Annotated in this window: 24 protein-coding genes and 2 pseudogenes; 14 read left to right on the top strand and 12 right to left on the bottom strand. The window is 59.7% G+C overall.

Annotated elements, in window-relative coordinates; translation table 11 throughout:
• The first annotated feature begins 193 nt into the window (after nt 1-193).
• Both JFU47_RS17505 and JFU47_RS17500 read left to right on the top strand, forming a co-directional pair.
• Nucleotides 194-1,066, top strand: a complete 873-nt coding sequence (locus JFU47_RS17505) for a Tim44 domain-containing protein (protein ID WP_140675720.1) — start codon at nt 194-196, stop codon at nt 1,064-1,066.
• 136 nt (nt 1,067-1,202) lie between these two features.
• The gene (locus tag JFU47_RS17500) at nt 1,203-1,610 is read left to right on the top strand and encodes an SMI1/KNR4 family protein (RefSeq protein ID WP_008156656.1); all 408 of its coding nucleotides are present in this window, start codon (nt 1,203-1,205) and stop codon (nt 1,608-1,610) included.
• Between the two features lie 21 nt (nt 1,611-1,631).
• Here the strand turns inward: JFU47_RS17500 and JFU47_RS17495 are convergent, their stop codons facing one another.
• On the bottom strand, nt 1,632-3,395 hold the full coding sequence (locus tag JFU47_RS17495) for a cation:proton antiporter (protein ID WP_201184573.1): 1,764 nt from the start codon (nt 3,393-3,395) through the stop codon (nt 1,632-1,634).
• A 290-nt stretch (nt 3,396-3,685) separates the two neighbouring features.
• Here JFU47_RS17495 and JFU47_RS17490 point away from each other — a divergent pair, with 290 nt between their 5' ends.
• Nucleotides 3,686-4,168 carry an acyl-CoA thioesterase gene (locus tag JFU47_RS17490; RefSeq protein ID WP_074872148.1) on the top strand — a complete coding sequence of 161 codons (483 nt, stop codon included), beginning with the start codon at nt 3,686-3,688 and terminating at the stop codon, nt 4,166-4,168.
• A 53-nt stretch (nt 4,169-4,221) separates the two neighbouring features.
• On the opposite strand, the gene pdxY is transcribed toward JFU47_RS17490, so the two are convergent.
• Complete coding sequence (gene pdxY, locus JFU47_RS17485) at nt 4,222-5,094, bottom strand: pyridoxal kinase PdxY (protein ID WP_201184571.1); 873 nt, start codon at nt 5,092-5,094, stop codon at nt 4,222-4,224.
• 120 nt (nt 5,095-5,214) lie between these two features.
• Between pdxY and JFU47_RS17480 the strand changes: the two genes are divergently transcribed.
• Entirely contained in the window at nt 5,215-5,628 is a 414-nt protein-coding gene (locus JFU47_RS17480; protein WP_201184569.1) for a DUF3301 domain-containing protein, read from the top strand.
• Between the two features lies 1 nt (nt 5,629).
• On the opposite strand, the gene JFU47_RS17475 is transcribed toward JFU47_RS17480, so the two are convergent.
• Nucleotides 5,630-6,601, bottom strand: a complete 972-nt coding sequence (locus JFU47_RS17475; RefSeq protein WP_201184566.1) for a CobW family GTP-binding protein — start codon at nt 6,599-6,601, stop codon at nt 5,630-5,632.
• Between the two features lie 26 nt (nt 6,602-6,627).
• Between JFU47_RS17475 and JFU47_RS17470 the strand changes: the two genes are divergently transcribed.
• On the top strand, nt 6,628-6,984 hold the full coding sequence (locus JFU47_RS17470) for a hypothetical protein (RefSeq protein ID WP_008156668.1): 357 nt from the start codon (nt 6,628-6,630) through the stop codon (nt 6,982-6,984).
• A gap of 4 nt (nt 6,985-6,988) precedes the next feature.
• Here JFU47_RS17470 and JFU47_RS17465 read toward each other — a convergent pair whose 3' ends face one another.
• Nucleotides 6,989-7,636, bottom strand: a complete 648-nt coding sequence (locus JFU47_RS17465; RefSeq protein ID WP_201184564.1) for a DUF1826 domain-containing protein — start codon at nt 7,634-7,636, stop codon at nt 6,989-6,991.
• Nucleotides 7,636-8,844, bottom strand: coding sequence for a zinc metallochaperone GTPase ZigA (gene zigA, locus JFU47_RS17460; RefSeq protein ID WP_201184562.1), 1,209 nt, complete (start codon nt 8,842-8,844; stop codon nt 7,636-7,638). The genes JFU47_RS17465 and zigA overlap by 1 nt, the downstream gene beginning before the upstream one ends.
• A 143-nt stretch (nt 8,845-8,987) precedes the next feature.
• Between zigA and JFU47_RS17455 the strand changes: the two genes are divergently transcribed.
• On the top strand, nt 8,988-9,365 hold the full coding sequence (locus JFU47_RS17455) for a glutamine synthetase (RefSeq protein WP_201184560.1): 378 nt from the start codon (nt 8,988-8,990) through the stop codon (nt 9,363-9,365).
• A gap of 4 nt (nt 9,366-9,369) precedes the next feature.
• Here the strand turns inward: JFU47_RS17455 and JFU47_RS17450 are convergent.
• Nucleotides 9,370-9,483: pseudogene (locus JFU47_RS17450) on the bottom strand (hypothetical protein); the annotation flags it as partial.
• 125 nt (nt 9,484-9,608) lie between these two features.
• Here JFU47_RS17450 and folE2 point away from each other — a divergent pair.
• From folE2 to JFU47_RS17415, 7 genes and pseudogenes are all read left to right on the top strand, one after another.
• The gene (gene folE2 / locus JFU47_RS17445; protein WP_201184558.1) at nt 9,609-10,505 is read left to right on the top strand and encodes a GTP cyclohydrolase FolE2; all 897 of its coding nucleotides are present in this window, start codon (nt 9,609-9,611) and stop codon (nt 10,503-10,505) included.
• Nucleotides 10,502-11,170, top strand: coding sequence for a metal ABC transporter ATP-binding protein (locus JFU47_RS17440; RefSeq protein WP_201184556.1), 669 nt, complete (start codon nt 10,502-10,504; stop codon nt 11,168-11,170). Before folE2 ends, JFU47_RS17440 begins: the two co-directional genes overlap by 4 nt.
• Nucleotides 11,170-12,036 (top strand): metal ABC transporter permease, encoded by an 867-nt coding sequence (locus tag JFU47_RS17435; RefSeq protein WP_201184554.1) that lies wholly within the window; start codon nt 11,170-11,172, stop codon nt 12,034-12,036. The genes JFU47_RS17440 and JFU47_RS17435 overlap by 1 nt, the downstream gene beginning before the upstream one ends.
• Before the next feature lie 11 nt (nt 12,037-12,047).
• On the top strand, nt 12,048-12,923 hold the full coding sequence (locus tag JFU47_RS17430; protein ID WP_201184552.1) for a metal ABC transporter substrate-binding protein: 876 nt from the start codon (nt 12,048-12,050) through the stop codon (nt 12,921-12,923).
• A gap of 2 nt (nt 12,924-12,925) precedes the next feature.
• Nucleotides 12,926-13,057, top strand: a pseudogene (locus tag JFU47_RS17425) (carbonate dehydratase); the annotation flags it as partial.
• Nucleotides 13,058-13,059: 2 nt separating this feature from the next.
• Nucleotides 13,060-14,397 carry a dihydroorotase gene (locus JFU47_RS17420; RefSeq protein WP_201184550.1) on the top strand — a complete coding sequence of 446 codons (1,338 nt, stop codon included), beginning with the start codon at nt 13,060-13,062 and terminating at the stop codon, nt 14,395-14,397.
• 17 nt (nt 14,398-14,414) lie between these two features.
• Nucleotides 14,415-15,296 carry a His/Gly/Thr/Pro-type tRNA ligase C-terminal domain-containing protein gene (locus tag JFU47_RS17415; RefSeq protein WP_201184548.1) on the top strand — a complete coding sequence of 294 codons (882 nt, stop codon included), beginning with the start codon at nt 14,415-14,417 and terminating at the stop codon, nt 15,294-15,296.
• Nucleotides 15,297-15,320: 24 nt separating this feature from the next.
• Here the strand turns inward: JFU47_RS17415 and JFU47_RS17410 are convergent, their stop codons facing one another.
• Nucleotides 15,321-15,842, bottom strand: a complete 522-nt coding sequence (locus JFU47_RS17410; protein ID WP_123367480.1) for a DUF3617 domain-containing protein — start codon at nt 15,840-15,842, stop codon at nt 15,321-15,323.
• 131 nt (nt 15,843-15,973) lie between these two features.
• On the opposite strand from JFU47_RS17410, the gene cls reads away from it, so the two are divergent.
• Nucleotides 15,974-17,413 (top strand): cardiolipin synthase, encoded by a 1,440-nt coding sequence (cls, locus tag JFU47_RS17405; RefSeq protein ID WP_201184546.1) that lies wholly within the window; start codon nt 15,974-15,976, stop codon nt 17,411-17,413.
• Here cls and cfaB read toward each other — a convergent pair.
• From cfaB to hflK (JFU47_RS17380), 5 genes are all read right to left on the bottom strand, one after another.
• Nucleotides 17,410-18,594, bottom strand: a complete 1,185-nt coding sequence (gene cfaB / locus JFU47_RS17400; protein WP_201184544.1) for a C17 cyclopropane fatty acid synthase CfaB — start codon at nt 18,592-18,594, stop codon at nt 17,410-17,412. The two genes, cls and cfaB, sit on opposite strands and share 4 nt — an antisense overlap.
• Nucleotides 18,595-18,820: 226 nt before the next feature.
• Nucleotides 18,821-20,737, bottom strand: coding sequence for a cation-translocating P-type ATPase (locus JFU47_RS17395; protein WP_201184542.1), 1,917 nt, complete (start codon nt 20,735-20,737; stop codon nt 18,821-18,823).
• Nucleotides 20,734-21,792 carry a protease modulator HflK gene (gene hflK, locus JFU47_RS17390; protein WP_201184540.1) on the bottom strand — a complete coding sequence of 353 codons (1,059 nt, stop codon included), beginning with the start codon at nt 21,790-21,792 and terminating at the stop codon, nt 20,734-20,736. The genes JFU47_RS17395 and hflK (JFU47_RS17390) overlap by 4 nt, the downstream gene beginning before the upstream one ends.
• Nucleotides 21,789-22,832: a protease modulator HflC gene (gene hflC, locus JFU47_RS17385; RefSeq protein WP_201184538.1), complete on the bottom strand. Its 1,044-nt coding sequence runs from the start codon at nt 22,830-22,832 to the stop codon at nt 21,789-21,791. The genes hflK (JFU47_RS17390) and hflC overlap by 4 nt, the downstream gene beginning before the upstream one ends.
• Complete coding sequence (gene hflK / locus JFU47_RS17380) at nt 22,829-24,787, bottom strand: protease modulator HflK (RefSeq protein WP_201185255.1); 1,959 nt, start codon at nt 24,785-24,787, stop codon at nt 22,829-22,831. The genes hflC and hflK (JFU47_RS17380) overlap by 4 nt, the downstream gene beginning before the upstream one ends.
• Between the last annotated feature and the right edge of the window lie 5 nt (nt 24,788-24,792).

The following is a 24,792-nucleotide window of genomic DNA, read 5'->3' as shown; positions in this document are numbered from 1 at the left end:
CGCTCCCACAGGGTTCACCCTTCCTACAGAACTAATCCATTCGTCCTACGGACCAAAGTTAACAGGCCTTATTGCGCTGACTGAAGCTGAACACAACCTGTCAGGCAAAAGCCCGAAACACTCTGCCGCTAGCCAGTAACACTTCAGCTGTGCAACATGGCGCGCGTGCCATCCACAAATGGGAATTCCCTTTATGAAACGTTTTCTTAGCATCGCCATGGCGTTGTGCATCGGCCTGACGATGAGCCTCGACGCCAACGCCAAGCGCTTTGGTGGCGGCAAGAGCTCCGGCGCTGCGCCGACTCACCAGACCAGCCAAATGGCGCCTTCTTCTGCCGCAGGTGGTGCTGCCGCCACTGCGGGCGCGGCCGGTGCCGCTGGCGCTGCCGCCAAGGCCGGCGGTGCTTCGCGCTGGCTCGGCCCTCTGGCCGGCATCGCAGCCGGTGGCCTGCTGGCCTCCATGTTCATGGGCGGCGGCTTCCAGGGCATGCAGATCTTCGACATCCTGATCATGGCGGTCATCGCCTTCCTGATCTTCCGCTTCATCGCCGCTCGTCGTCGCAAGCAGCAGGAACACATGGCTCCAGCTGGCGCACCGATGCAGCGTGAAGTGTTCGAGCAGAAGCCAACGGCCATGGGTTCGGTCTTCGGCGGCTCGGCAGCACCGGTTGCCGCTCGTCCGGTAATCAATGCTCCGGCCTGGTTCAATGAGAAGAACTTCATTGAAGCGGCCCGCAACCACTTCCAGTCCCTGCAGCAACACTGGGACGCCAACGAAATGGACAAGATCGCCGAGTTCGTGACCCCGCAACTGCTCGAGTTCCTCAAGCGCGAACGTGCCGATCTGGGCGAAGGTTTCCAGTCCACCTACATTGACAACCTCAATGTTCAACTGGACGGCGTGGATGATCGCGCCGACAAGACCATCGCCACCCTGACCTTCACCGGTGTGTCGAAGACCTCGCGTTTCGACCAGGGCGAAGTGTTCAGCGAAAGCTGGAACATGGAACGTCCGCAGGGTGAGAACCAGCCTTGGCTGGTCGCCGGTATCCGCCAGAACGGCTGATCCCTCCTGCGTTAAGCATGCTGTAACGAAAACCCCGGCCTTGCCGGGGTTTTTCTATTTCACGGTTGCATCTATAGCGAGCTACTGTATAAACCGCCCCAACTAAACCGCGCCATCAAGCAAGAGGATCCCGGACGTGGAAGAAATCATCGAACAACTGCGTGAAGCCAACGAACCGGTACCGGTCCCCTTGGAGTTGCCCGACGAAGATCAATTGGTGGAAATCGAAGAACAGCTGTTCATCGACATTCCGTTTGTCTTCAGAGAGTTTTTGCTGACCGTCAGCGACGTCGTCTATGGCAGCCTGGAGCCGGTGACCGTTACCGACCCGCAATCCCACACCTACCTGCCGGACGTTGCTGCCAACGCCTGGGATGCGGGTGTTGATCGCAGCATGATTCCGATCTGCCAGGACGGTGACAACTACTACCTGGTCGAAGAAGACGGCACCGTGGTGCTGTGGTTGGCCGAAGAAGAGCTGATCGCCGAAGAAACCTGGGAATCGGTGTGGCACTGGGCGCGGGATGTCTGGCTGGAAAGCTGAGACGTCTGACGCGCCACAGGGTTAATGCCCGGACGAATCCTTGTGGTTGTCCAGTGTTTCGAGCAACGCCACCTGCATCCGCGTGTGCACGCGGATGAACCAGCGCCAGAGCAGCGCCGCTACAGCGGCCGCGACGACGACGATCAGCACCAGCAACTTGTTGGTCGGCAGAATACTGGCCGACAAGGCTGCCAGCAGCAGAAAAATCACCAGCAGCGAGAGGATCGGGATCACTTCGGCGATCACCCGACGCACTCGTTGCGTGTGGCGGCCGGCCATCTCCGGCTTCACGCCCATCTCCGCCAACAGCATCGAGAGCGCCTTGAGCTTGCGATAGGCGGCGATCAGGAACGGCAGCGACAACAGCAACGCCCCGCCCCAAATCAACGCTTTCTGCCAGCTCGGGTCGCTGATCCAGCCTTGCAGGTAAGCGGACATGCGCTCGGCGAAAAAAGCACCCGAGAAGAAGATCGCAATCACCAGCGCCAGATTGACTCCCACCTGCAACAGAATCCGCCGAATCATCGACGCCAGCAGCGCGCCCTCGCCCTGAGGCTGGATGCTGCGCAGCCATTCGCCGTACATCCCCAATACCCTGCCCAGTCGCTTCGGTATCACCGCGGCAAGCTTGACCGACAGCGGATCAGCCGCGCGGATCAGGTAGGGTGTCAGCAACGTGGTGATCACCGAGACGGCAACCGCGACCGGGTAAAGGAAGTTGCTGGTGACCTGCAACGTCATGCCCAGCGCCGCGATGATGAAAGAAAATTCGCCAATCTGCGAAAGCCCCATCCCGACTCGAAGTGAGGTGCGTCCATCATTACCAGCGATAAAGGCGCCAAGGCCGCAAGAGAACATTTTGCCCAGCACCACGGCCACGGTGATCACCGCAATCGGCCACGCGTATTGCAGCAGGATCATTGGATCAAGCATCAACCCGATGGCGACAAAGAAGATCGCGCTGAACAGGTCGCGAACCGGTTCGATCAAGCGTTCGATTTTTAGCAATTGCCGGGATTCAGCCATGATCGCGCCAATCAGGAAGGCACCGAGCACCATGCTGTACTCGAGTTTGACCACCAGCAAACAGAAGCCGAAACACAGGCCTAACACCGTGATCAGCAGCATTTCATTGCTTTCGAACTTCGCCACGTAAGCCAGCAATCGCGGCACCAGCAGGATGCCGATGACCAGTGCGACAATCATGAACAGCGAGAGCTTGCCGACCGTGGAAAACACTTCGCCGGAACTGACCGTGCCGCTGACCGCGATGCTCGACAGCAAGGCGATGATGCCGATGCCAAGGATGTCTTCAACGATCAGCACGCCGAAAATCAGTTGCGTGAAGCGCTCGTTCTTCATCTTCAGATCGTTGAGCGCCTTAACGATGATGGTGGTTGAGGAAATCGCCAGGATCGCGCCAAGGAACAGCGAGTCCATGGTGTTCCAATCAAACCAGCGACCAATTTCGTAGCCGATCCAGATCATCAGCACGATTTCCATAAACGCCGCAATGAACGCCGTGGCACCGACCTTGAACAGCTTGCGCAGGCTGAACTCCAGGCCCAGGCAGAACATCAGGAAAATCACCCCGAGTTCGGCGAGGGTCTTGATGGTTTCTTCGTCGTGAATCAGGCTGAACGGCGGGGTGTGCGGCCCGATGATGAAGCCAGCGACGATGTAGCCGAGTACCACCGGTTGTTTGAAGCGATGAAACAGCACGGTCACCACACCCGCGATCAACATGATCACTGCCAGATCTTGAATGAAACTGATGGCGTGCATGGTGTGGGGCTCCTTGGGTGACATTGCTCAATCGACAGACGTAGGAAAGGTCTGTTCGAGCAAGGTAAAAAATCCACTTTCCCCGTGGGAATTACCCTTGAGAAAGGGCTTTTGAAGGGTAACACCGCGACTTCCGGCAGAAAGGCGGTGCAATATATGGAAACAGATCGATCCGGGCGTGACGGCAGGCACCCGCCCGGCGTCCCGATAACTGTTGGTTTGAAAAAGCTGACGAGGCACCCGCAGAGGTGCCGCCCTCCCGAAATTCTGCCTTGAACCGTGAGAACGCTATGGAACCCGGAAACGCACAACTGTCGATGACGGTATTGATGACCCCCGACATGGCCAACTTCTCTGGCAATGTCCACGGCGGTACCTTGCTCAAATACCTCGACGAAGTGGCCTATGCCTGTGCCAGCCGTTATGCCGGCCGCTACGTGGTGACCCTGTCAGTGGACCAGGTGATTTTCCGCGAGCCGATTCATGTCGGCGAACTGGTGACCTTTCTGGCCTCGGTCAATTACACCGGCAACACCTCCATGGAGGTGGGCATCAAGGTGGTGACCGAGAACATCCGCGAGCGCTCGGTGCGCCACACCAACAGCTGCTTCTTCACCATGGTCGCAGTGGATGACGACCGCAAACCGGCGGCTGTACCGCCACTGCAACCGCAGAACAGCGAAGACAAACGCCGCTTCATGCAGGCCCAGCAACGTCGGCAGATTCGTCAGGAGCTGGAAAAGCGCTATCAGGACATCAAGGGCGACGCCTGATATCGACAAGGTCGCAGCCAGGCAAAGGCTGCGATTTTTTTCCGCGAATGTTGTTACAAACTGATCGCCGTCGCCTCGAACCGCACCCGCGGGTGGGAAATCCGGTCCTGAGCCCGTACCAGTTCCAGCTCATAGCTGGAGCAAGCCTGGGTTTCCAGCAGCACTTCATGTACCGCCGACGCGGCGAATTCGAAAGCCGCCACCAGGCTATCGCCCAACAGTACGCGAGCCAGAAACAGTCCGGAGGTCAGGTCGCCGACGCCCACCGGCTGACGCGGGAACGCCAGCAGCGGACGGCGCAAATGCCAGCTGTCTTCGGCCGTCACCAGCAACATCTCGAAAACATCCCCCGGTTTACCGGGATAGTCCAGATGCTTGACCAGCACAGCCTTCGGACCACGCGCCAGCAATGCTCGCGCCATGGCCAGGCAATCAAACAACGATTGCGGCTTGCGCCCCGAAAAGCTGTCCAGCTCCAGCTGGTTTGGGCACATGAAGTCCGCCACGGCAGCCGCCTCCTCCAGCAGAAAATCGCTGACTTCCGCGGGCACGCTGCAACCCTTCTCCGGATGGCCCATCACCGGGTCACACAGATACAGTGCCTTGGGATTCATCGACTTGATCCGTGCCACACCTGTCAGGATCGCCCGCCCCTGGGCAGCACTGCCGAGATAGCCAGACAGCACGGCGTCGCAGTTGCCCAGTTCGCCAATCGCCGCGATGCCTTCGACCAGGTCGGGAATCTGATGCGGTGCCAGCACTTCACCGGCCCACTGGCCGTACTGGGTGTGGTTGGAGAACTGCACCGTATTGAGCGGCCAGACATTCACCCCGACCCGCTGCATCGGGAAAACCGCGGCGCTGTTGCCAGCGTGGCCGAACACCACGTGGGACTGGATGGCGAGCAGATGGGGCGTACGTTTCATGCGGTGGGTTTTCCGTCAAACGATTGAAATTCAAGCCGCGCAGTATGCGACTAAACGCAGCCTGTACGACAGACCGGCGAGGCAGTTAAGCTGACACTATCTTGTTGGAGCAACGTGTTGATGCTGACCCTTGGAAATATCTTCGTCCTGATGCTGCTTGCCACCGGTGGCGCGTGGTTATGGCACAACCATGGCTTGCGTGAGCGCGCGCTGGAGCGGGTCAAGCTGCATTGCACCAAGCTCGGAATCGAGCTGCTGGACGGCAACGTGGCCTTGAAGAAGATTGCGTTCATTAAAGACGCCAACGGCCGCCGGCGCCTCGCCCGTGTGTATAACTTCGAATTCACCGTGACCGGTGAAAGCCGTCACAACGGCACCATCACCCAGTTCGGCGCCCACAGTGCCCAGATTGAACTGGCGCCCTACCCGATGCCGTTCGACGACACGCCTGCGGTGGCCGAAGTAGTGAAACCGCGCGCCGAGGTGATCGAGATGAGCCAGTGGCGGCAAGAACACACTAAATGGCGTCCTTGATTCAAGTCTTGCTCGACCGGCAGTCGGCTAGATCTCTTTGTAATGAAGCTACATCCTGCGGCTCACTGAAAATCAGCTCGATGCGCGAATCACGCCGCCATTCGCTGGGCTGCCAATCCAGCACCGGGTTTTCCAGCGCATTCGCCGAAACCCAACCGTCGATGCTGTGGATAACCAGCTTCGCCCGCCGCCAGGCAAGGCTTTCAAGCCAACGGCCAAGAAGCGTCGCATCGAAAGTCTGACTCGGATGCCAGCGCCATCCAACACTCCAGCCGCCCTCCTGTTCCTGGCTCAAGCAAATTGGCAGCGCAGGATCGGTCCAGACGGCCGGCAGCTGTGCCAATCCTTTGGGCGCAACGAAGTTATCCACACCCGCTACAGCCTGAACCCCAAGCCCTGGTAACTCACTCAATGGCAACGCGGCTTGCTGCGTCCAGTACAACGGACGCGCCGGCAACTGTGCGGCGATTCGCTGGCGATCAGCATCGTCAATATTTTCGGCTTTATTCATCAGCAACAACCCGGCGCTGTTCAGCGCGTCCTGTTGCGCCACCGGCAGCGGTTTACCGGCAGCAAGTGCCTGGGCGTCCAGCACCAGCACGCAGGGTTGAACAGCCAATACGTCTTGCCACGGCGCCTCACTCAACTGCCTGAGCAATTGCGCCGGATGCCCCAGCCCGGAGGGTTCGATAAACAGCCGATCCGGCCGCGCCTTGCGCAGCAAACGCCCGAGGCCGATCTGAAACGGCGCACCATTCACGCAACACAAACAGCCCCCGGCCACTTCACCCAGTGCGATACCATCGGCGTCCCGGGTCAGCAACGCAGCGTCGAGGCCAATCTGGCCGAATTCGTTGATCAGCACCGCCCAACGCTCATTCGCCGGCCGCTGCGCCAGCAGGTGCTTGATCAGGCTGGTCTTGCCGGCGCCCAACGGACCGGCGATGACGTGAGTGGGAATGTTCTGCAACATGGTCGAAAGTTTCTGAGGAGGTAAGAATGCGGTTGATGGGATTGTCGTTGCTCCTGGCGCTCACTTCAGGTGAGGCGCTGGCTCAAGCCTGCGTGGTACATAGCACGGCTGCGCGACTCGACGTGAAAGTCTGCCAGCAGAACCGCAACATTCCGGAAAAACTGTTCGCCGATGGATTCTGCCAGCCGAACCTTCCTGGCCAGAAAGTCGAGGTGCAGTACGTCGACCAATGCCCCACCGGCGCGTTCGGCGTGTGCAGCAACGCCCAAGTCGCCAATATGCCTTACCGGCAGGATATTCACTATTACGGCGTAGCCACGGATGCGGCGTATTTGAAGCCGTTTTGTGAAGCCCAAAGCCAGGGAACCTGGCTCAAGCCGTGAGCCGCTAGCTCAGCCAGTCGAGCGTCAGGATCAGACGCCGCTCACCGGGCGCAAGCTGTGGCGACCGGTGAATAAGGCCGAAGCCTTCGTTGCCATGCCATTTCTCGCCTTTGAGCAGCGCCACTTCGTCGCTGGCGATCTGCTCGATCAGCGAGTCGTCCTGGGGTTCGGCTTCAGCGTTGCCCAGTTGTCGGCGATCCATCGCACCTTCCTTCAGCCACTGGCTGCCGATCCCGCAATACGTGGTGATCAGCCGCACCGGCACGTGATCGTGGAAGCGCGGACACATGGCCTTGTCCAGGACCCGCAGGCGCAGGCCGACATGCTTGGCGCCCAGCAAACAGGCGAAAGCACTGACCAGCCAGGAGACGTCAACGATGAAACCTTCGTAACCTTCGAGATCGCTGAAACCTGAGGCCAATCCGTGAAGATTGGGTTCGGTATCATCGCTGGGCAGTTCCAGGACCAGCGACTCGGCCAACGGCTTGTTCAGGGACAGCAGCAAACGCCCGAAATCAGTGATGTGCGCCGGCAGTTGGCGACGCCAAACGACGAGGTTTACGCCGTCATCCAGTATTCGGGTCAGCGCTTGCAGCGCCTCACCTTGAACCTGATAAATGATCGGCCGCATTTTCAGACCGGGTGCCAACATCAGGCTGCCGACTCTTCATGCCACGGGCCAAATGGATCTGACAGCAATCGCCAGCCCTCGACGCCTAACGCCATTTCATCGTCGGACAGCAGGCAATTGTCGAGTTCGTTGGTGAGTTGCGCAAAGTCGATGTTCTGGCCGATGAACACCAGTTCCTGGCGGCAATCGCCAGCGGTTGCGGTCCAGTTTTCCATGATCCCGGCGGTGCTTTCTTCGTCCTGCGGCCATTGGGTTTTCGGCACAAAACGCCACCAGCGCCCGGCGAAACCATGGCGCATCAATCCGCCGGCCTGGGACCAGCTACCGGCGTCCATATGCTTGCTGGCCAGCCAGAAGAAGCCCTTGGAGCGCAGCAGTTTGCCGTTCACCCACGGGCGGTCGATGAAGCTGAAAAAGCGCTGCGGATGAAACGGTCGGCGTGCTCGGTAGGCTGTCGAGGCGATGCCGTATTCCTCGGTTTCGGGCACGTGTTCGCCACGCAATTCCTGTAGCCAGCCCGGCGCCTGAGCGGCCTTCTCGAAGTCGAAACGACCGGTATTGAGGATTTTCATGAGCGGCACTTCGCCCATCACCATCGGAATGATTTCGGCTTGGGCATTGAGCCGTTCGAGGATCGCGATCAACTCCTGGCGTTCGCTGCTGCTGATCAAGTCGATCTTGCTGATCAGAATCACGTCGGCGAATTCGATTTGCTCGATCAACAGGTCGGTGATCGAGCGTTCGTCCTCTTCACCCAAGGTTTCACCACGGGATGCGAGGCTTTCGGCGGCCTGATAGTCGAGCAGGAAGTTCATGCCATCGACCACGGTGACCATGGTGTCTAGCCGGGCGACGTCGGCCAGGCTCTGCCCTTCTTCATCGCGGAAGGTGAAGGTTTCCGCCACGGGCAGTGGCTCGGAAATGCCGGTGGATTCGATCAACAAATAATCAAAGCGACCCTCCTTGGCGAGTTTGCTCACCTCTTCCAGCAAGTCTTCGCGCAAGGTGCAGCAAATGCAGCCATTGCTCATCTCCACCAGTTTTTCTTCCGCGCGATTCAGGGTGACATCGCGCTGAACTTCGCTGCCGTCGATGTTGATTTCGCTCATATCATTGACGATCACTGCGACCCGCAAATTTTCGCGATTACGTAGTACGTAATTAAGAAGTGTACTTTTTCCGGCACCGAGAAAGCCCGACAGGACGGTTACGGGGAGACGATTGGGCATCAGGTATTCCTCTCAGAGATGCCCGGTCGCAGTGTCGGGCTCAACCTGATGTTATAGTATAACAACACGATCAAGCCACTCTCCTCTTGCCCATGATGACAAAGGGCACGATGCTCAAGCCCGTTCGGTCCGTGAGAAATCCTATGCGTGCAGCCCTGAAAATAACGTTGATGAGCTTTTCGCTGCTGGTCGCTGTCGACGCCTGGGCGCAAATCCCGAGCCTGACCAAATGCACCCGAAGCGCCAATCTGCTGGCCTGCGTGGATGGCGACGGCAACGCCTACAGCGTCAACACCGTCGGAAGCACGATCTATCTGCGAGGCTTCGAAGCGGCCGGCAAGCGATACTGGGCGCAGACCAACAGTCGCTACGGACAACTCACGTTTTTCACTGGGCTCGCTTCCGATGGCGAAGCCTGGGTCGGCTACAACCGTCGCGTCGGCTGGACCACGATCAATCGGTTTTCCAGTTCCGGTGGCAGCAGTGGCAAATTCACCTGTAGCCGAATTGCGGGATGTTAGCCAGCGACTTCAGCACCACAAATCCCGCTTGTTCCACGCGCTTCTGATGCAGTGTGGTGATGCCCGCCAGACTGCCAAGCACCGTGCTGCCCAACTGCAAACTGGCGGCGAAGGCCGCGCTGGCCAGGCTCAAGTTCAACAACTGACGTCTGTGCATGATGAAAGCCTGTTCATGAAAAAGGCATGGCCGATTTTGATGTAATAACATAACATTCGAAATCGACTCTCACGATGGACCTGCTCATGAATGCGCTGACTCTGCCGGATATCGCTGCGCAGGCCTCACGCCAAGCCCTGCCACTCGACTGGGTGGGCATGTGCGGCATTGCTCTTCCTGTTTTGTTCGATGGCCAACGGCTGAGTGCGAAAGCCGACGCGGGCGTTAGCCTCGATGATGGAGAGGCGCGCGGGATTCATATGTCGCGGCTGTACTTGGCGCTGGAAATGCTCGAGCAAGAAAACCTGACGCCCGCCTTGTTGCGGCGAGTTTTGCAAAGTTTTCTCGAGACTCATGAAGGACTGTCCAACAGCGCGTACTTAAAAATCCACACCGATTTACTGCTCAAAAGACCAGCGCTGGTCAGTCCATTGGCCGGGTGGAAAACCTATCCAGTGAGCATCGAAGCACGTTTGAAAAACGCGATGTTCCACGTGGAACTAAAAATCGACGTGCCTTATTCCTCGACCTGCCCGTGTTCGGCCGCGCTTTCCCGGCAACTGATTCAGCAGCAATTCGTCGATGACTTCGCCAACAAGCCGCTGCAACATGCCGATGTGTTGGCTTGGCTCGGCTCCACAAAAGGCATCGTCGCAACGCCTCACAGCCAACGGAGCACTGCAAGATTGCGGCTTCGAGTGGACGATTATCTGGATGACTTTCCGCTGATCGCGCTCATCAACGACGCCGAAGCGGCCCTCGGTACCGCCGTACAAACCGCGGTAAAACGCGCCGACGAACAAGCCTTCGCACTGGCCAACGGTCAGAACCTGATGTTCTGCGAAGACGCCGCCCGACGTTTGAACCTGGCGTTAAAACGCTCCCCCGGCATCAACGCCTTCCACATACGAGTCGTCCACGCGGAAAGCCTCCACGCCCACGATGCTGTCGCCGAAAGCCGCTGGAATTGGGAGGCCGCATGATTCATTGCCAAGCTTTGCGTTGGGGCGCACCTGGCCAGCCACTAACTCCATCCGTGGAATTCGAACTGGCCAAAGGAAGTCTGACCGCCGTAATCGGTGCCAATGGCTCGGGTAAAAGCAGCCTGCTGAAAGTCATCGCTGGCTTGCAAAAACCGCTGACCGGCAAAGTCATCCTGGATGTTCCACGCAAGGGCAGCCTCTCGTTCCTTCCACAGCAACAACACCTGGATCGGCAATTCCCCATCAGCTTGCGAGAGCTAGTGGCCGCCGGTTTCTGGGGTAGCACGCAGTCTCCCGAGATACGCAGACAACGCCTCAAAGCCGTACTGGAAAACTGGTGTCTGAGCGGACTGGAACAGCGCCCGTTGATGGCCTTGTCCGGCGGCGAATTACAGCGTGCCTTGCTCGCCCGTTTGAGCCTCGCCGACGCACCATTGCTATTGCTCGACGAACCCCACGCCGCCCTCGACGAGCTCGGTCAGGCACTGCTCTGGAAACACATTCACGCCTGGCATGCCGAAGGTCGAACCCAGCTGATTGTGTGCCATGACCTGGCCGCCGTTCGCGAGCACATGCCTCAAACGTTGCTGATCAAAAGCAGCGGATGCGTCCTCGGGTCGAGCGTTGATCTGATCCGTCAACAACCACAAACGCGGGTGGCCTGATGCTCGCTACCGCTCATCTTTGGCAACCGTTCCACGAGTTCGTGTTCATGCGTCGAGCGCTGCTGGGTGGATTGGTCCTGGCGTGCAGCACCGCACCGTTGGGCGTGTTTCTGATCCTGCGACGGATGAGCCTGATCGGCGACGCGGTGGCTCACGGCATTCTGCCGGGGGCCGCGTTGGGCTTCTGGTTCGCCGGATTGAGTCTGCCGGCGCTGACCGTCGGCGGCCTCGGTGCCGGTCTCGGCATGGCCGGACTCGCCGCCTGGATCACCCGTCGCACCGGCCTGCGGGAAGACGCCAGCCTCGCCGCGATCTACCCGATCTCCCTTGCCTGCGGAGTGCTGATCCTCGGTATCGCCGGCAAACGTCTGGACCTGTTGCACCTGTTGTTTGGCTCGGCACTGGCGGTCGATGGCCCGACACTGACCGGCATGTTCTGGGTCTCCGGCTTCAGCCTGATCGCCATGGCGTTCATCTACAGACCGCTGTTGCTGGACACCCTCGACCCACTCTTTCTGCAAACCGTCAGCCGACTCGGTCCCTTGGCCCACGGCGTATTTCTAACCCTGGTGGTGCTGAATCTGGTGATCGGTTTTCAAGCCATCGGCGCGCTGATGGTGGTCGGTTTGATGATGTTGCCCGCCGCTGCTTCTCGCTTCTGGAGTCGTCGCTTGCCGACGTTAATGGCCATTGCCGCCCTGCTCGGCTGCCTATCGGTGTGGCTCGGACTGTTGCTGTCGTTCTGCTACTCGCTCCCCAGTGGCCCGGCGATCGTGCTGGTGGCTGGCGGTTTGTATCTGCTGTCCGTGGTGTTCGGACCGGTGCACGGTTTGCTGCGCCGCCCGCCGTTGCTCACATCCCAATGAGGTGTTGCCCGATGCGCGTTTTACTCGTGTTGTTCAGTTTGCTGCTGTCGATGTCGCTGTCTGCTGCGGAAAAACTTCAGGTAGTCACCAGTTTCAGCATCCTCGCCGACATGACCCATCAAGTCGGCGGCGACCATATCCAGATCACCAACATGGTCGGCCCGGACGCCGATGCACACACGTACGAGCCGACGCCGGACGACGCCAAGGCGTTGCTCAAAGCCAAACTCATCATCAAAAACGGCTTGGGTTTCGAGCCATGGCTGGACCGCCTGGTGACCAGCACCGAGACCACAGCGCCAGTGATCAGCGCGAGCCACGGCGTCATCCCGCGCTCCCTGGATGAAGATGGCGAGACGATTCCCGACCCGCATGCCTGGCACAATCTGGCGAACGCTGAGCTGTATATCAGCAACATCAGCAAGGCGCTGATCGCCGCCGACCCGACGAATAAAGCCGACTACGAACGCAACAGTCAGGCCTACCTGAAACAGATCTACGCGCTGCTCGCCGAAGCCAAGACCAAACTCGGTTCGCTGCCACCGGGCAATCGCAAAATCGTGACGTCCCATGACGCCTTCGGTTATCTCGGTCAGGCTTACGGCATCGACTTCATGGCGCCTCAAGGTCTGTCCACTGAACGAGAACCGTCAGCCGCCGAAGTCGCCGCACTGATCACCCAGATACGCCAGGCCAAGGTCAAAGCGGTGTTCATGGAAAACATCAAGGATGCACGCCTGCTCAGGCAGATTGCCGATGAAAGCGACGCGCACATCGGTGGCACGTTGTACTCCGATGCGCTCGCGGCCAACGGTCCGGCCAGCACCTTCGTCGGGTTGTTCGAGTACAACCTCAATACCCTGTACAACGCGTTGAGCAAGCCATGATCCGCATCGGCCCGAAGACAGATCTGTCGCAGTTCCCACCGGTGAGCGTCAGCGCCTCGGAATTTTCCGAGGATGTGGCGCGTACCAACGTCGACCTGGTGCGTGGCTACAAAGCCCTGCAGAACGAGTTCTGACCATGAGCAGCGTGCTGATTCGCAATGCCCGGCTGGTGAATGAAGGCCGTGAGTTTGACGGTGATCTGTTGGCGAGCAACGGTCGAATCGTGAAGATCGCCAGCAGCATCCACGGTGAAAATGCCGACGTGGAAATCGATGCACAAGGGCGATGGCTGTTGCCCGGAATGATCGACGACCAAGTGCACTTCCGCGATCCAGGCTCCCCAGACAAGGGCAGCTTCTACACCGAATCGCGGGCTGCGGTGGCCGGTGGTATCACCAGCTTCATGGACATGCCCAACACCAATCCGGCGACCCTGACCCTCAGCGCACTGACCGACAAAAAGCGCCGAGCGGCGATCAGCTCCGTCGCCAATTACGGCTTTCATTTCGGCGTGAGCAACGACAATCTCGATACCGTTGCCAGGCTCAATCCCTGTGAAGTAGCCGGAGTCAAAGTGTTCATGGGCGCCTCGACCGGCAACATGCTGGTCGATGACCCACGGATTCTTGAACGGTTATTCGCCGAGGTGCCGACCCTTTTGTTGGCCCACTGCGAGCACACGCCCAGCATCGACGCCAATGCCGCGAACCTGCGTGACTTGTTCGGCGAACACATTCCAGCTGCGGCCCACCCGCTGATCCGCAACGCCGAGGCCTGCTTTCGCTCCTCTTCGATGGCCGTAGCGCTGGCCAGACGTCACGGCACCCGACTGCACGTTCTGCACCTGACCACCGCCCGCGAGCTGGCGTTGTTCGAAGACAAGCCGCTGGCCCAGAAACGCATCACCGCCGAAGTCTGCCTGCACCACTTGCTGTTCGATGATCGGGATTACCCGAGCCTCGGCAACCTGATCAAGTGCAACCCGGCGATCAAAACCCAGGCCGATCGCGATGCCTTGCGCGAAGCATTGCTGAGCCATCGGCTCGACGTGATCGGCAGCGATCACGCGCCACACACTTGGGCCGAAAAACAGCGGCCGTACAGCCAGGCACCTTCCGGGTTGCCGTTGGTGCAACACGCCCTGCCCGCGTTGCTGGAACTGGTCGCGGATGAAGTGTTGCCGATCACCACGCTCGTCGCAAAAACCAGTCACCGGGTCGCCGATCTGTTCGCCATTCCCGACCGCGGTTATCTGCGCGAAGGCTATTGGGCCGACCTCGTTCTGATCAAACCCGAACCCGGCGGCGTCGCCGTTTCCCAGCAGCCGATCCTGTCTCAATGCGGCTGGACGCCTTTTGCCCGATGGCGTTTTCGCCACAGCGTCAGTACCACGATCGTCTCGGGACAAATTGCCTGGCATGACAAACAACTTAATGACAACTGCCAGGGTTTACCTCTACGGTTTATGCGCTAGCACTCGAGAGCACCGACATGATTCACATCACCCTGAGCGATGGTTCATTGCGTGAATACGACCAGCCACTGTCGGTGTACGAACTCGCCGCGAGTATCGGACCCGGGCTGGCAAAAGCAGCAGTCGCAGGTCGGGTAGACGGCATCTTGGTGGACTGTGAGTTCATGATCGAAGCCGATGCCAGGGTCAGCATCGTCACACCTCAAGAGCCCGATGGGCTGGAGATCCTGCGACGCTCCTGTGCACTGATGCTGGCCATGGCCGTTAAACAACTTCATCCACAGGTGCGACTGCATGCAGGGACGGCGCTGGGCGACGGGTTCTTTCAGGCGTTTTCTACCGACCGTCCCCTTATGCAGACAGACCTGCCACTGATCGAGGCTCGCATGCAGACTCTGGCGGCGACCAATCACTCGATTCGCCGTCAAGGAAAGACGCCGCTGTACCGCTTGGGGAACTTCGAATCTACGACCGCTGGCCCGCATGTCCCCGCGACCAGAGTGCTGCAAGCGTTCACCCTCGACCACATCAGCGGTACGTTGCAGCAACGGATTTACGGCACGTGCTGGTCCTGCCAACAGGAGCTTGATAACTGGCGGACGCCGCCACACGTCATGATCGTCAGCATGGACGAACGTCAGGCGGATTACGCGCAGTCGGTGACCGAGGCATTGCGTCGAAGTGGCGTGCGCGCCCGTGCGGATCTGCGTCACGAGAAAGTCCGCCAAAAGATTCGCGAGCACAGTCAGCACGTGCCGTATCTGGTGGTGATTGGGGAGAAAGAACAGGAAGGTGGATTTGTCAGTGTGCGCAGCCGCACCGGGGAAGACTTCGGGAGGATGGCGATAGACGCGGTGTGCGAGTGGTTGAATCAAGCCCGCCCCCACACGGCCATGTAGGGAGCGGACCTGTTGGCGAAGCTTTTAAGCCCTCGGCTTGACGGTCCCGCAATCCTGCCCCAACCACACGGCCCGGCTATCGAGGCTGCCCTTCTGCTGAATACCGGTGGCGTTGAACGTGCCATTAACCTTGGTGGTGAACTCACGATCACTGAGGAAAGTGGCGACACCGGTGCCCTGCGCTTTCGGACAGCTGAAGCGGAATTTCCACTGATTCCCGCTGCGATCGGTGATTTCCTGCTTGCAGCCCGACTGTGGATCGGTCAGCGGAATGTCGTCGCTCTTCACCTGTTCCGGCGTCAGACAAGCCCGAATCCCCTTGCCGCCCATGGTGATGCCCTGCTTCTCCAGCTGCGCACGCTGTGCCGGGGTCATCTGGCCCTGTAACTGGCCAAGGATCAGCTGCAAATCCGGGAGATTCTGGTCATCGACCTTCATGTTGCTTGTGGTCAATTCCCACAAGCCGGGCTGCAGCATCTGCGCCTGAGCGGCCACAGGAAGTGACAAACCAATAGCCATGGCCAAACCCAGCAGACGAACGTTCATCGAGTAACTCCTGATCAGTAGTGGCCGTTAGACGTCAGCCAGTGGCTTCGGTTCATGGGCCAATTAAATAGCGACATTCTGCACGGAACATGGTCTGTTAAGCATTGAATCTTCAGGAGCAAGGCTGCCCCATGGATTACTTTGGACCGCATATTTTCGGCTACACGATTGCACTGCTTCACACGCTGGGCCTGATCGCTGCCATCCACGCCGTGCTCACCGTCCGGACCGCCCAGGGATCGATCGCCTGGGCCCTGTCGTTGCTGTTTATTCCCTACCTCACCCTCATCCCCTATCTGGTCTTCGGCCGCAGTACCTTCGATGGCTACATCAAGGCTCGGCGCCAGGCCAACGAAGAAATGCGCAAGGCTATCTCCGAGCTCAACTGGCGCCCTTGGGTAGAAGAGGCGCTGACCGCTCGCGCCTCCAATGCCTACGCATCATTGAGGGCCATGCCGAAACTGGGGCGCATGCCGTGCCTGGCGAATAACGAAGTGCGCTTGCTGATCAACGGCCAGGCCACCTTCGACGCCATTTTTGAAGCCATCAGCAACGCGAAGGAAGCGGTGCTGATTCAGTTTTTCATCATCCACGACGATCGCCTTGGCCAACGTTTGCAAACCTTGCTGCTGAAGAAAGCCGCCGAAGGCGTGGCGGTTTATTTATTGTACGACCGCATCGGCAGCCATTCCCTGCCTCACAGTTACGTGCAGCCGCTGCGCGATGCCGGCGTAGAGGTCAAAGCCTTTGCAACCCGCAGCGGCTGGCTCAACCGCTTCCAGGTCAACTTCCGTAACCACCGCAAGATTGTGGTGGTCGATGGAGTGCTGGGTTTCGTCGGTGGGCATAACGTCGGCGACGAATACATGGGCGAGGAACCGCCCCTCGCCCCGTGGCGCGATACCCATGTGCAAGTACGCGGACCGGTGGTTGCCTGCATGCAGGAATCTTTCGCTGAAGACTGGTTTTGGGCCGCCCGTTCATTGCCGCCGCTGATCCTGCCGGACGTTTACCCGGACGACGGCGTGCTCTGCCAATTGCTCGCCAGCGGCCCGGCGGATTCCTACGAGACCTGTTCGTTATTCTTCGTCGAAGCCATCCATGCCGCCACCGAGCGGGTGTGGATCACCAGCCCTTATTTCATCCCCGACGAAGCCGTGTTCGCTGCATTAAGGCTGGCGGTTCTGCGAGGCGTGGATGTGCGGCTGCTGCTGCCCTCACGACCGGACCACCGGATCGTCTACGCAGCCTCTAGCCTTTATGCCTTCGAAGCCGTGCGCGCGGGCGTGCGGGTGTTCCGCTACGAGCCGGGATTCCTGCATCAGAAAGTGGTATTGATCGACAGCGAAATCAGCGCCATTGGCAGTGCCAATCTGGACAACCGTTCGTTCCGGCTGAATTTTGAAGTGATGTTGTTAACGGTCGACAGCGCGTTTGCCGCCGAAGTTGAACAGATGCTCAACAATGACTTCGCCCAGGCTCACGAGATCGCCAAAGAAGAAAGCCGGGAGACCCACCGCCTGCAACAGATCGGCATGCGGGTCGCCCGGCTTATTTCACCGATCCTTTAAGGGTTGTAGATATCGTCGCGAGTCCATGGCAGTTCATGGCTGCCATCGGGGTGAGCTTTCACCGCGAGAATCTGGTGCAGATTGATCCAGCCCTTGGCGAACGCGTAAGCGCATCCCGCCAGGTACAGCCGCCAGATACGCAGGGCCTGCTCGGGCACCAGCCTGGAAGCCGCCTCCAGATTGTCTTCCAGGCGTTCGCTCCAGTGGTCCAGCGTACGCGCGTAATGCAGGCGAAGACTCTCGACGTCGACGATCTCCAACCCTGCTTCGCTGATCTCGGCAGAGATCATCGACAAATGCGGCAGCTCGCCATTGGGGAACACATACCTCTCGATGAATTCGCCGGCACCGCGCCCCACCGGACGGCCGTCGGTGTGTTTGGCGGTGATCCCGTGATTCATCACCAGGCCACCCTCCTTCACCGCACCGAACAAGGTCTTGCAGTACTCGGCCAGATTGGCATGGCCAACGTGTTCGAACATTCCGACACTGACCACTTTGTCGAAGCGACCGTCCTGAGGCAGGTCGCGGTAGTCGAGCAGTTGCAGTTCGACCAGATCGTCCAGGCCCTCGGCAGTCACCCGTTCACGGGCAAGTGCCAGTTGCTCTTTACTGAGTGTGATCCCGAACACCTTCGCGCCAAACTCCCGAGCCGCATACCGTGCCAGTCCGCCCCAACCGCAGCCGACATCCAGCAGGTATTCCCCTGGTTGCAGCCGCAGCTTGCGGCACAGGTGGCGGAATTTCGCTTGCTGGGCTTGCTCCAGCGTTTCGCTGCCGGTCTCGAAATAGGCGCAGGAATACGCCATGTCACTGTCGAGCCACAGCTGATAAAACGCATTGGAAAGGTCGTAGTGGTAGGAAATCGCCTTGGCGTCGGCTTCTTTGTCGTGAGCGGTGCGCACTGGCTGGCTGTCTTGATCACCGAGCAACGCCTGGCTCCACTCATCGCAGACGCGGATCACGTCGCTGATGGAGCCTTCCAGCTCAAGTTTACCTTCGACAAACGCCGCTCCTAGCGCGTCCAGGCTTGGGTGAGTGAACTGGGTAACCATTTGTGGGTCCTTGACCACAATTGTGACGCTAGGCGTCGGTCCCAGGTTGAATTCATGGCCGTCCCAGAGTCGCAGGCGTAGCGGTAACTGCAGATTCTGTAAGGCCGGTGGAAGGTGCGCGAGCATGGATAGTCCCTCGTGTTTCAGACGTCTGATGTGAGGGTAGACCATCCTTGAAAAATAGCCGGCTATCGAATTAATAGCCCTTTTCTATGATTCGTAACGCTCGAACCCACCGTTGCGAATTCACAAAATTGATTGCCCTCACGTAGATGACTACGAATTCCTCGTACAGTTCTGAAAACTTCAAATCGACCGTGATCGCGCTGTTTAGAGCACTCACCCGGCGTACTCAATCCTCATCCTTAAGCTTGAGCTTGAGCAAGGGTTCCTGAAAACGCAGTAAACGTCCGGCGTTCCCCAACACCAGCAACGTGCTGAAATTGTGCAACAGCGCAGCAATCATCGCGCCCGCAGCGCCAAGCCAACCGAAGGCGGCGAAGGCTACAATCGCCAGCGTCCAGCCCAGACCGATGATCACGTTAACCTGCAACGTCTGCCGGCATTGGCGACTCAAGCGCACACATGTACCGAGTCGACGCAGGTCGCTGCCGATCAGGACGATGTCGGCCGAGGCCAGCGCGATGTCCGCCCCGCCCGCTCCCATGGCGACGCCAACCACACCTGCCTTGAGCGCCAGCGAATCGTTGATCCCATCTCCTACGACCATCGGCCGGAACCCGCTGCCGATTTCCTTCAGCACGCGATTGAGTTTGTCCTCGGGCAAGGCTTGAGCTTCAACGTCGCGGATCCCGACATCACGCGCCAATGTGTGTGCGACGCTTTGCCGATCACCTGTCAGCAGCAACTGCCGGCCCAACCCCAATTCACGTAGCTCGCTCAAGGCAAATCGAGCCTCGGGTTTGACGCTGTCGGCCAGCAACAGCCAAGCGAGGAATTCACCGTTGAGTGCCAGCCCGGCAATCGGGCCATCGTGGTCGGGGACACTTGAAGTGGCGATGCCCAATTGGGTGAACAACTCCGGACGACCGAGCGCCGCCTCGCCCTGCTCCGTCATCGCCACCACGCCCAGACCCTGACGTTCGTGGATGTCGGAGAGCAGTAGAAAATGTTCCTGAGTGACCAACCCGGCGAGCGCGCGGCTGACCGGATGACTGCTGGCGGACCCGAGGCTGGCGGCAAGTTTTAGAACGTGACCGCGATCCTCCAGAGGACTGTCGATGGATTGCAAACGCAAGGTGCCAAAGGTCAGGGTTCCGGTCTTGTCGACCACCAGCGAAGTCAGGTCTGCCAACTCTTCGAGGAACGCGGAGCTGCGAATCAGAATCCCGTGACGAGCGGCCACCGCCACCCCGGCAATCGCTGTGGCCGGTGCCGACAACACTAGCGCGCAAGGACAGGCTGCCACCAACACCGCGAGCATGGCCTGGGCATCGTTAGTGATGAACCAGGTCACGGCGGCCAGCAGCAACACCAGCACCATGTAGCTCCCGGCGTAGCGTTCCAGCAATCGCGTGATCGGTGGTTTGGAACGTTCGGCGCTTTGCATCAGCGCAATGACTTTGCCGAGGGTCGACTCATTGCCGGTGCGGGTCACTTCGATGCGCAGCAGACCGTCGAGGTTGATCGCGCCGCCGAAGACTTGCATGCCGACGCCCGCCTCCATGGGAACCGATTCGCCGGTAATCGAAGCAGTGTCCAGGCTCGCCTGACCAGACAATACCCGACCATCCGCCGGCACTCGATCACCCGCGCGCACCTCGACGAGGTCGCCGGCCTTGAGTGTGCCGTTATCGACTTCGACGATGGAGCCGTCGGCCTGAACCTTGCGCGCGTGGCTGCGCGTCAGTTTGCCGAGGGCGCGAATCGCTTCCTGCGAGCCGATCACGCTGCGCTCTTCCAGTACGTGACCGAAGATCATGATGATTGGCAGCAACGCCGCAGTCAGCAGATCTCCCATGGCCCACGCCCCCAGCATGGCCAGGGCTATCAATTGATCAGTGATCCCGTGCAAGCTTGGATAACGCAGGCTGTACCAGGCTGAACGCATCACGGGCACGGCCACCAATAACGAAGCAAAGCCCAGCAGCAATTGACTGACGCCCGTCTGCTCCGGCGACAACCAGCGCCAGGTCAGGCCGAGTGCAAGCAAGCCCAAAGCGAGCATCGCCAGGGTCAACTGGCGCGCGGCACTGCGTTGTTCAGCCGAGGACAACATGCTCGGTGCGGCGGCGGTTTGGGTGGTCATTGTGCTGCTCCCTGAATGATCAGGCGGGAATCGTCTTTCGGATTGACCGTGGTCACCGAGCCGGCCTGACCGAGAATCTTCGGCATCCGCTCGCGGTAGATGCGCAGCAGCATTTGCGGGTCAGTGCCCTGTTGCTGCGCCTTGGCCAGGCTCAATACCGTGGCTGTGTCCGTCGAGGCTTTGGCCAGACGCTCGCTCGCTTGGGCGTGAGCGACTTGCAGCGTGCGATCAGCTTGTTCGTTGGCAGTCTGAGTCAGTTTCTCGGCGTCAGTGCGGGCATTGGCCACGGCTTTGTCGGCTTGTTGACTGGCGGTCAGAACCGCGTTGAAGGCGTTGACCGCCGGGCCGGGCAGACTCGATTGAACGTCGACTCGCGCCACTTCTATTCCTAATCCCTGCCCGGTCGCGGTCAGGTCAGCCAGGCGCTGATTGATGCCTTGCACCAGATCACCGCGTAGACGTTCGCGGCGTTCAGCAGCCTGACTATCGGCGCCGATCAACTCCGGTCGAGCGACCAGAATAGTGTCCAGATCTCGTGCGGCAGTGAGGATCACCGCACTGCGAGTCACCAATCGATCCAGCGCCGGCAACACATGTTCGCCTTGAAGGACGAAGGCATAGGGCTCGGTGACTTTGTAGAAAACACGCACATCCAGTTGCACCACGCCCGCGTCACCGGTGAGCAAATAACCGGAGCCGGCAAGTGCATCGCTGACCGGTGTAGCGAAACTCGCCGCTCGGTCTGCCTGCGACGCGGCATCTGTACGCAGCAGGTTTTCCACCCGACGCTCAATCACCCGATCCGCCGCGGGCAACAAAATCACCTGCTCAAACGGACGCGGCCAGGCCAATAGCAGCCCAGCATTCTGGATACGATCCAACGCGCCGAAGTGCAACACCACCGCGCGATTTTGCGGATCGATCTGCCGCACATTGGAGAATGCCCACGCCAAAGCAGCCAGCACCGTCACGGCATAAAGAGCCAAAAAAGCCAATCGCCCAGCCTGAATCCAGGGACTGCTTAACTCATTTGTTCCACGTGGAACTAATTTCATGGTTGCGACCCGGCCTTGTTATCGAGGGTCGGCGGACCGTCAACCAATACCCTGAACGGCGCGGCGTCTGTGCGCAGAATCAGTTTTGTACCGGGCGTGACGATGGTGCCTAGTGTGTCGAGGGAGCGCAGCAGGTTGTAGAGCTGGGGCGATCCGGCGTAGGCGCGACCGTAAATTTGCGCGGCTTCGACGCGCGATTGTGCTTCGATATCGGCAGCTTTCACCGTCGCATCGGCCTGCACGATGCGCGCGTCACGCTCGGCAGCGGAACGGATTTGCGCCGCTTCGCGCTTACCGATGGCTGTGCGTTCGGTGGCGATTGTTTCACGCTCGGCACGCATGCGATCGACCGTGGCCGTGAGGGTTACCGACGGCAAAGTCAGACGCTCGATACCGACTTGCAGCACCCGCACGCCATAGGTCGTGAGCAGCTGCTGATCGATTTGCTGCCGCAGTTGCGCTTCAAAATCAGCGATGTGTACTTTGTTGGCGTCGGTGTTCACCAGGTTAGCCAGATCAAAACTGCTGGCCGTGGTTTCCAGAGCCGAACCCACAAACGTGCGAATCTGCCGCGCTGCTTCGTCCGGCTGATTCTGTACGGCGCGCATGAAGCGCTGCACGTTGTCCGGATCGCCTTGAACCTGCCAGGCCACATACGCCTGAACGATGATGCGCAAACCGTCCCGCGTACCCACATCCTGTAAACCACTCGAGGTCGTGCGCAGTCGCAGATCGACAGGAATCGCTGCTTCAAAAGGAGCAGGCCAACGCCAGCCAAGACCTGGTTCCAGCAATACCCGCGACGGATTACCAAAACGAGTGATCACCGTGGCCTCCCCCGAACGCACTTGAACCAGGCTCGCTGCCGCGATGGCGAACGCCACCAGCAACGCCGCCCAACCCATCCGCCGCCATGGGAACGGGCCAGCTTCTTGGGGATCACCGTGGTGGTGATGTCCGTGGTGATGCCCGCCATGGCCGTGATCGTGGCCAGTGTGGCCAGTGTGGTCATCGTGATCGTGAGTGTGCGACTGGCTCAATTGGCAGCTCCTGGCTGAGCGGTTTTACGCGGCGGCGCAGCGTCAGCCGGCAGCGTGAATGTACGAAGGTCGATGGTCGGCGCGTTACTGCTGCCGCCCAGACGATGATCCAGTACCAGCAACCTGGCATTGGCCAGGCCCTGGGACAGTTGGCTGAAGTACTGCTCCAGCACGAAGGCCTGGCCGGCGCTGGCGTAGGCCTTTTGCTCGGCGCTGAACCTCAAGTCAGCCGCTTGGGCGGTGGCGTTGATTTCTCGAGCGCTGGCCGTCGCTTGATCGCGTGCGATGCTGGCCTGCAATTGCGCTTGGTTGGTAGCCTCCGCCGCCGCCCCACGCTCGCGGGAAATCAACGCCTGGGCGCCAATCTGCGCAGCCTGAACGCCGTGATAGGCATTGGCGGCACCGGCCGGTGGATGAATCGCCTCGACCACGGTGGCGAGAATTTCCACGCCGCTGTCGAGTTTGTGCAAGTCTGCCTGCACCGCCCGGCCAATCTCTTCGGCGAGCCCTGCCCTGTCTTCACCGAGCAAACCGTCGAGGGTTCGCGAGGCGAAATCGTGGACCAGAATCCGGCTGGCGGTGCTGCGGATCAGCGTCGGGACGTCAGCGCTGTTGTAGGTCGCGGCCAACGCCGCTTGATCGCTCAGGCCGATGCGGTAGACGAAACGCACGTCCATGTTGACGATCTGGAAGCTCTGCTTATCGGCTCGACTGCTGGCAATGACTTGGGATTTGTCGTTCACATGGCTCGCGTCCCACAAGCGATTGGCAATCGCGGGCGCCGGACCTTCGGCGGGTTCGGCCATGACCGGCGCCGGTGTGTCGCCAACACTGGTGGCCAACTCGTGGACCACACCGTTCTCGACGCTCAACACTCGGCCCAGAGGCCAGGGCAAACCCGCGTGCAAACCAGGGCCGAATACCTCCACCGGTTTGCCGAATCGCTCGTAGATGCCCCGCCCTTGCATGGGGATTTCGTGGATGCCGGTGAGTGACCAACCGACAATTGCCACCACCATCAGCACCGGAAAAAACGCCCGACGCATGTAGGTGAAGGCCCAGATCTGTCGCAGGTCGATGCCGAAGCGGTTGTGCAATTCGTGCTGCAACGCCAACAAGGGTTGCGGCGGCCAGCGCAGCATGTCGGCGACGAAGCTGCGCGCCAGCAAGGCAGGTTCGAGTTGTTCGCGCTGCGGACTGAACAACGACAGCATGGCGCGCAACAGCAGTTCGGCGGCGACGAGCCCCGGCAGCAGGCCGATCAGTACCGCCAGACGCACCGGCCAGACCGAGGTTTCGCTACCCAACAACAGGCACAAAGCGCTGAGCACCAGACAAATGATCGCCACCCGAGTCAGCTGCGCCAACGACGCTGCTTCGGGCCATTGCGCGACGTTTTCCTGCGCCAGTTGTCGCTCCAGCACCAACAAACCGAAGGCCAGCAACAAGGACAGCGCCGCACCGACACTGGCCGACAACCCCAGTGCGGCCGGCGGCAGTGCAAGGTTCCAGACTTGTTCGATGCTCAACAACGTCAACAGCGACCAACCCGCGAGCCACAGTGTTGGAGCGCCGATCTGCACCAGCATTCGCAGCCATCGCTGGCTGAGCCGATCCAGCAGCCGTTCGTACCAGCCCTCCGGGGCAACGACTTCGTCAGCACCGACGACCTGCACGACCGGGTTCAACGCCCGCGCACGCCATTGCGTCACCCACCAGGCCGATTGCAAACCGGCGACCAGCACCAGTAAACCGGCGCTCTGATTGATCAGCAACGCGGGCCAGAACGACTGCGGCGCAAACAACCCGACAAAAAACGCCAGCAACCAACCCGTCGCCGTAAGAGCGCCCAGACCGATTGCGAACTGACGCAATCGTCGCCCTTGAAAAACCGCCAGCTGGAAACGCGGCAGCCCGGCTACTTGCGTCCCATCGACATCGAGATCGACTTGCATACCAC

It is taken from the genome of Pseudomonas sp. TH39(2020), assembly GCF_016650715.1.
In the GTDB taxonomy this organism is placed as follows: Bacteria; Pseudomonadota; Gammaproteobacteria; order Pseudomonadales; family Pseudomonadaceae; genus Aquipseudomonas; species Aquipseudomonas mandelii_C.
The sequence above is the reverse complement of the archived record's forward strand: the minus strand, read 5'-3'. Positions and strand labels throughout refer to the sequence as shown.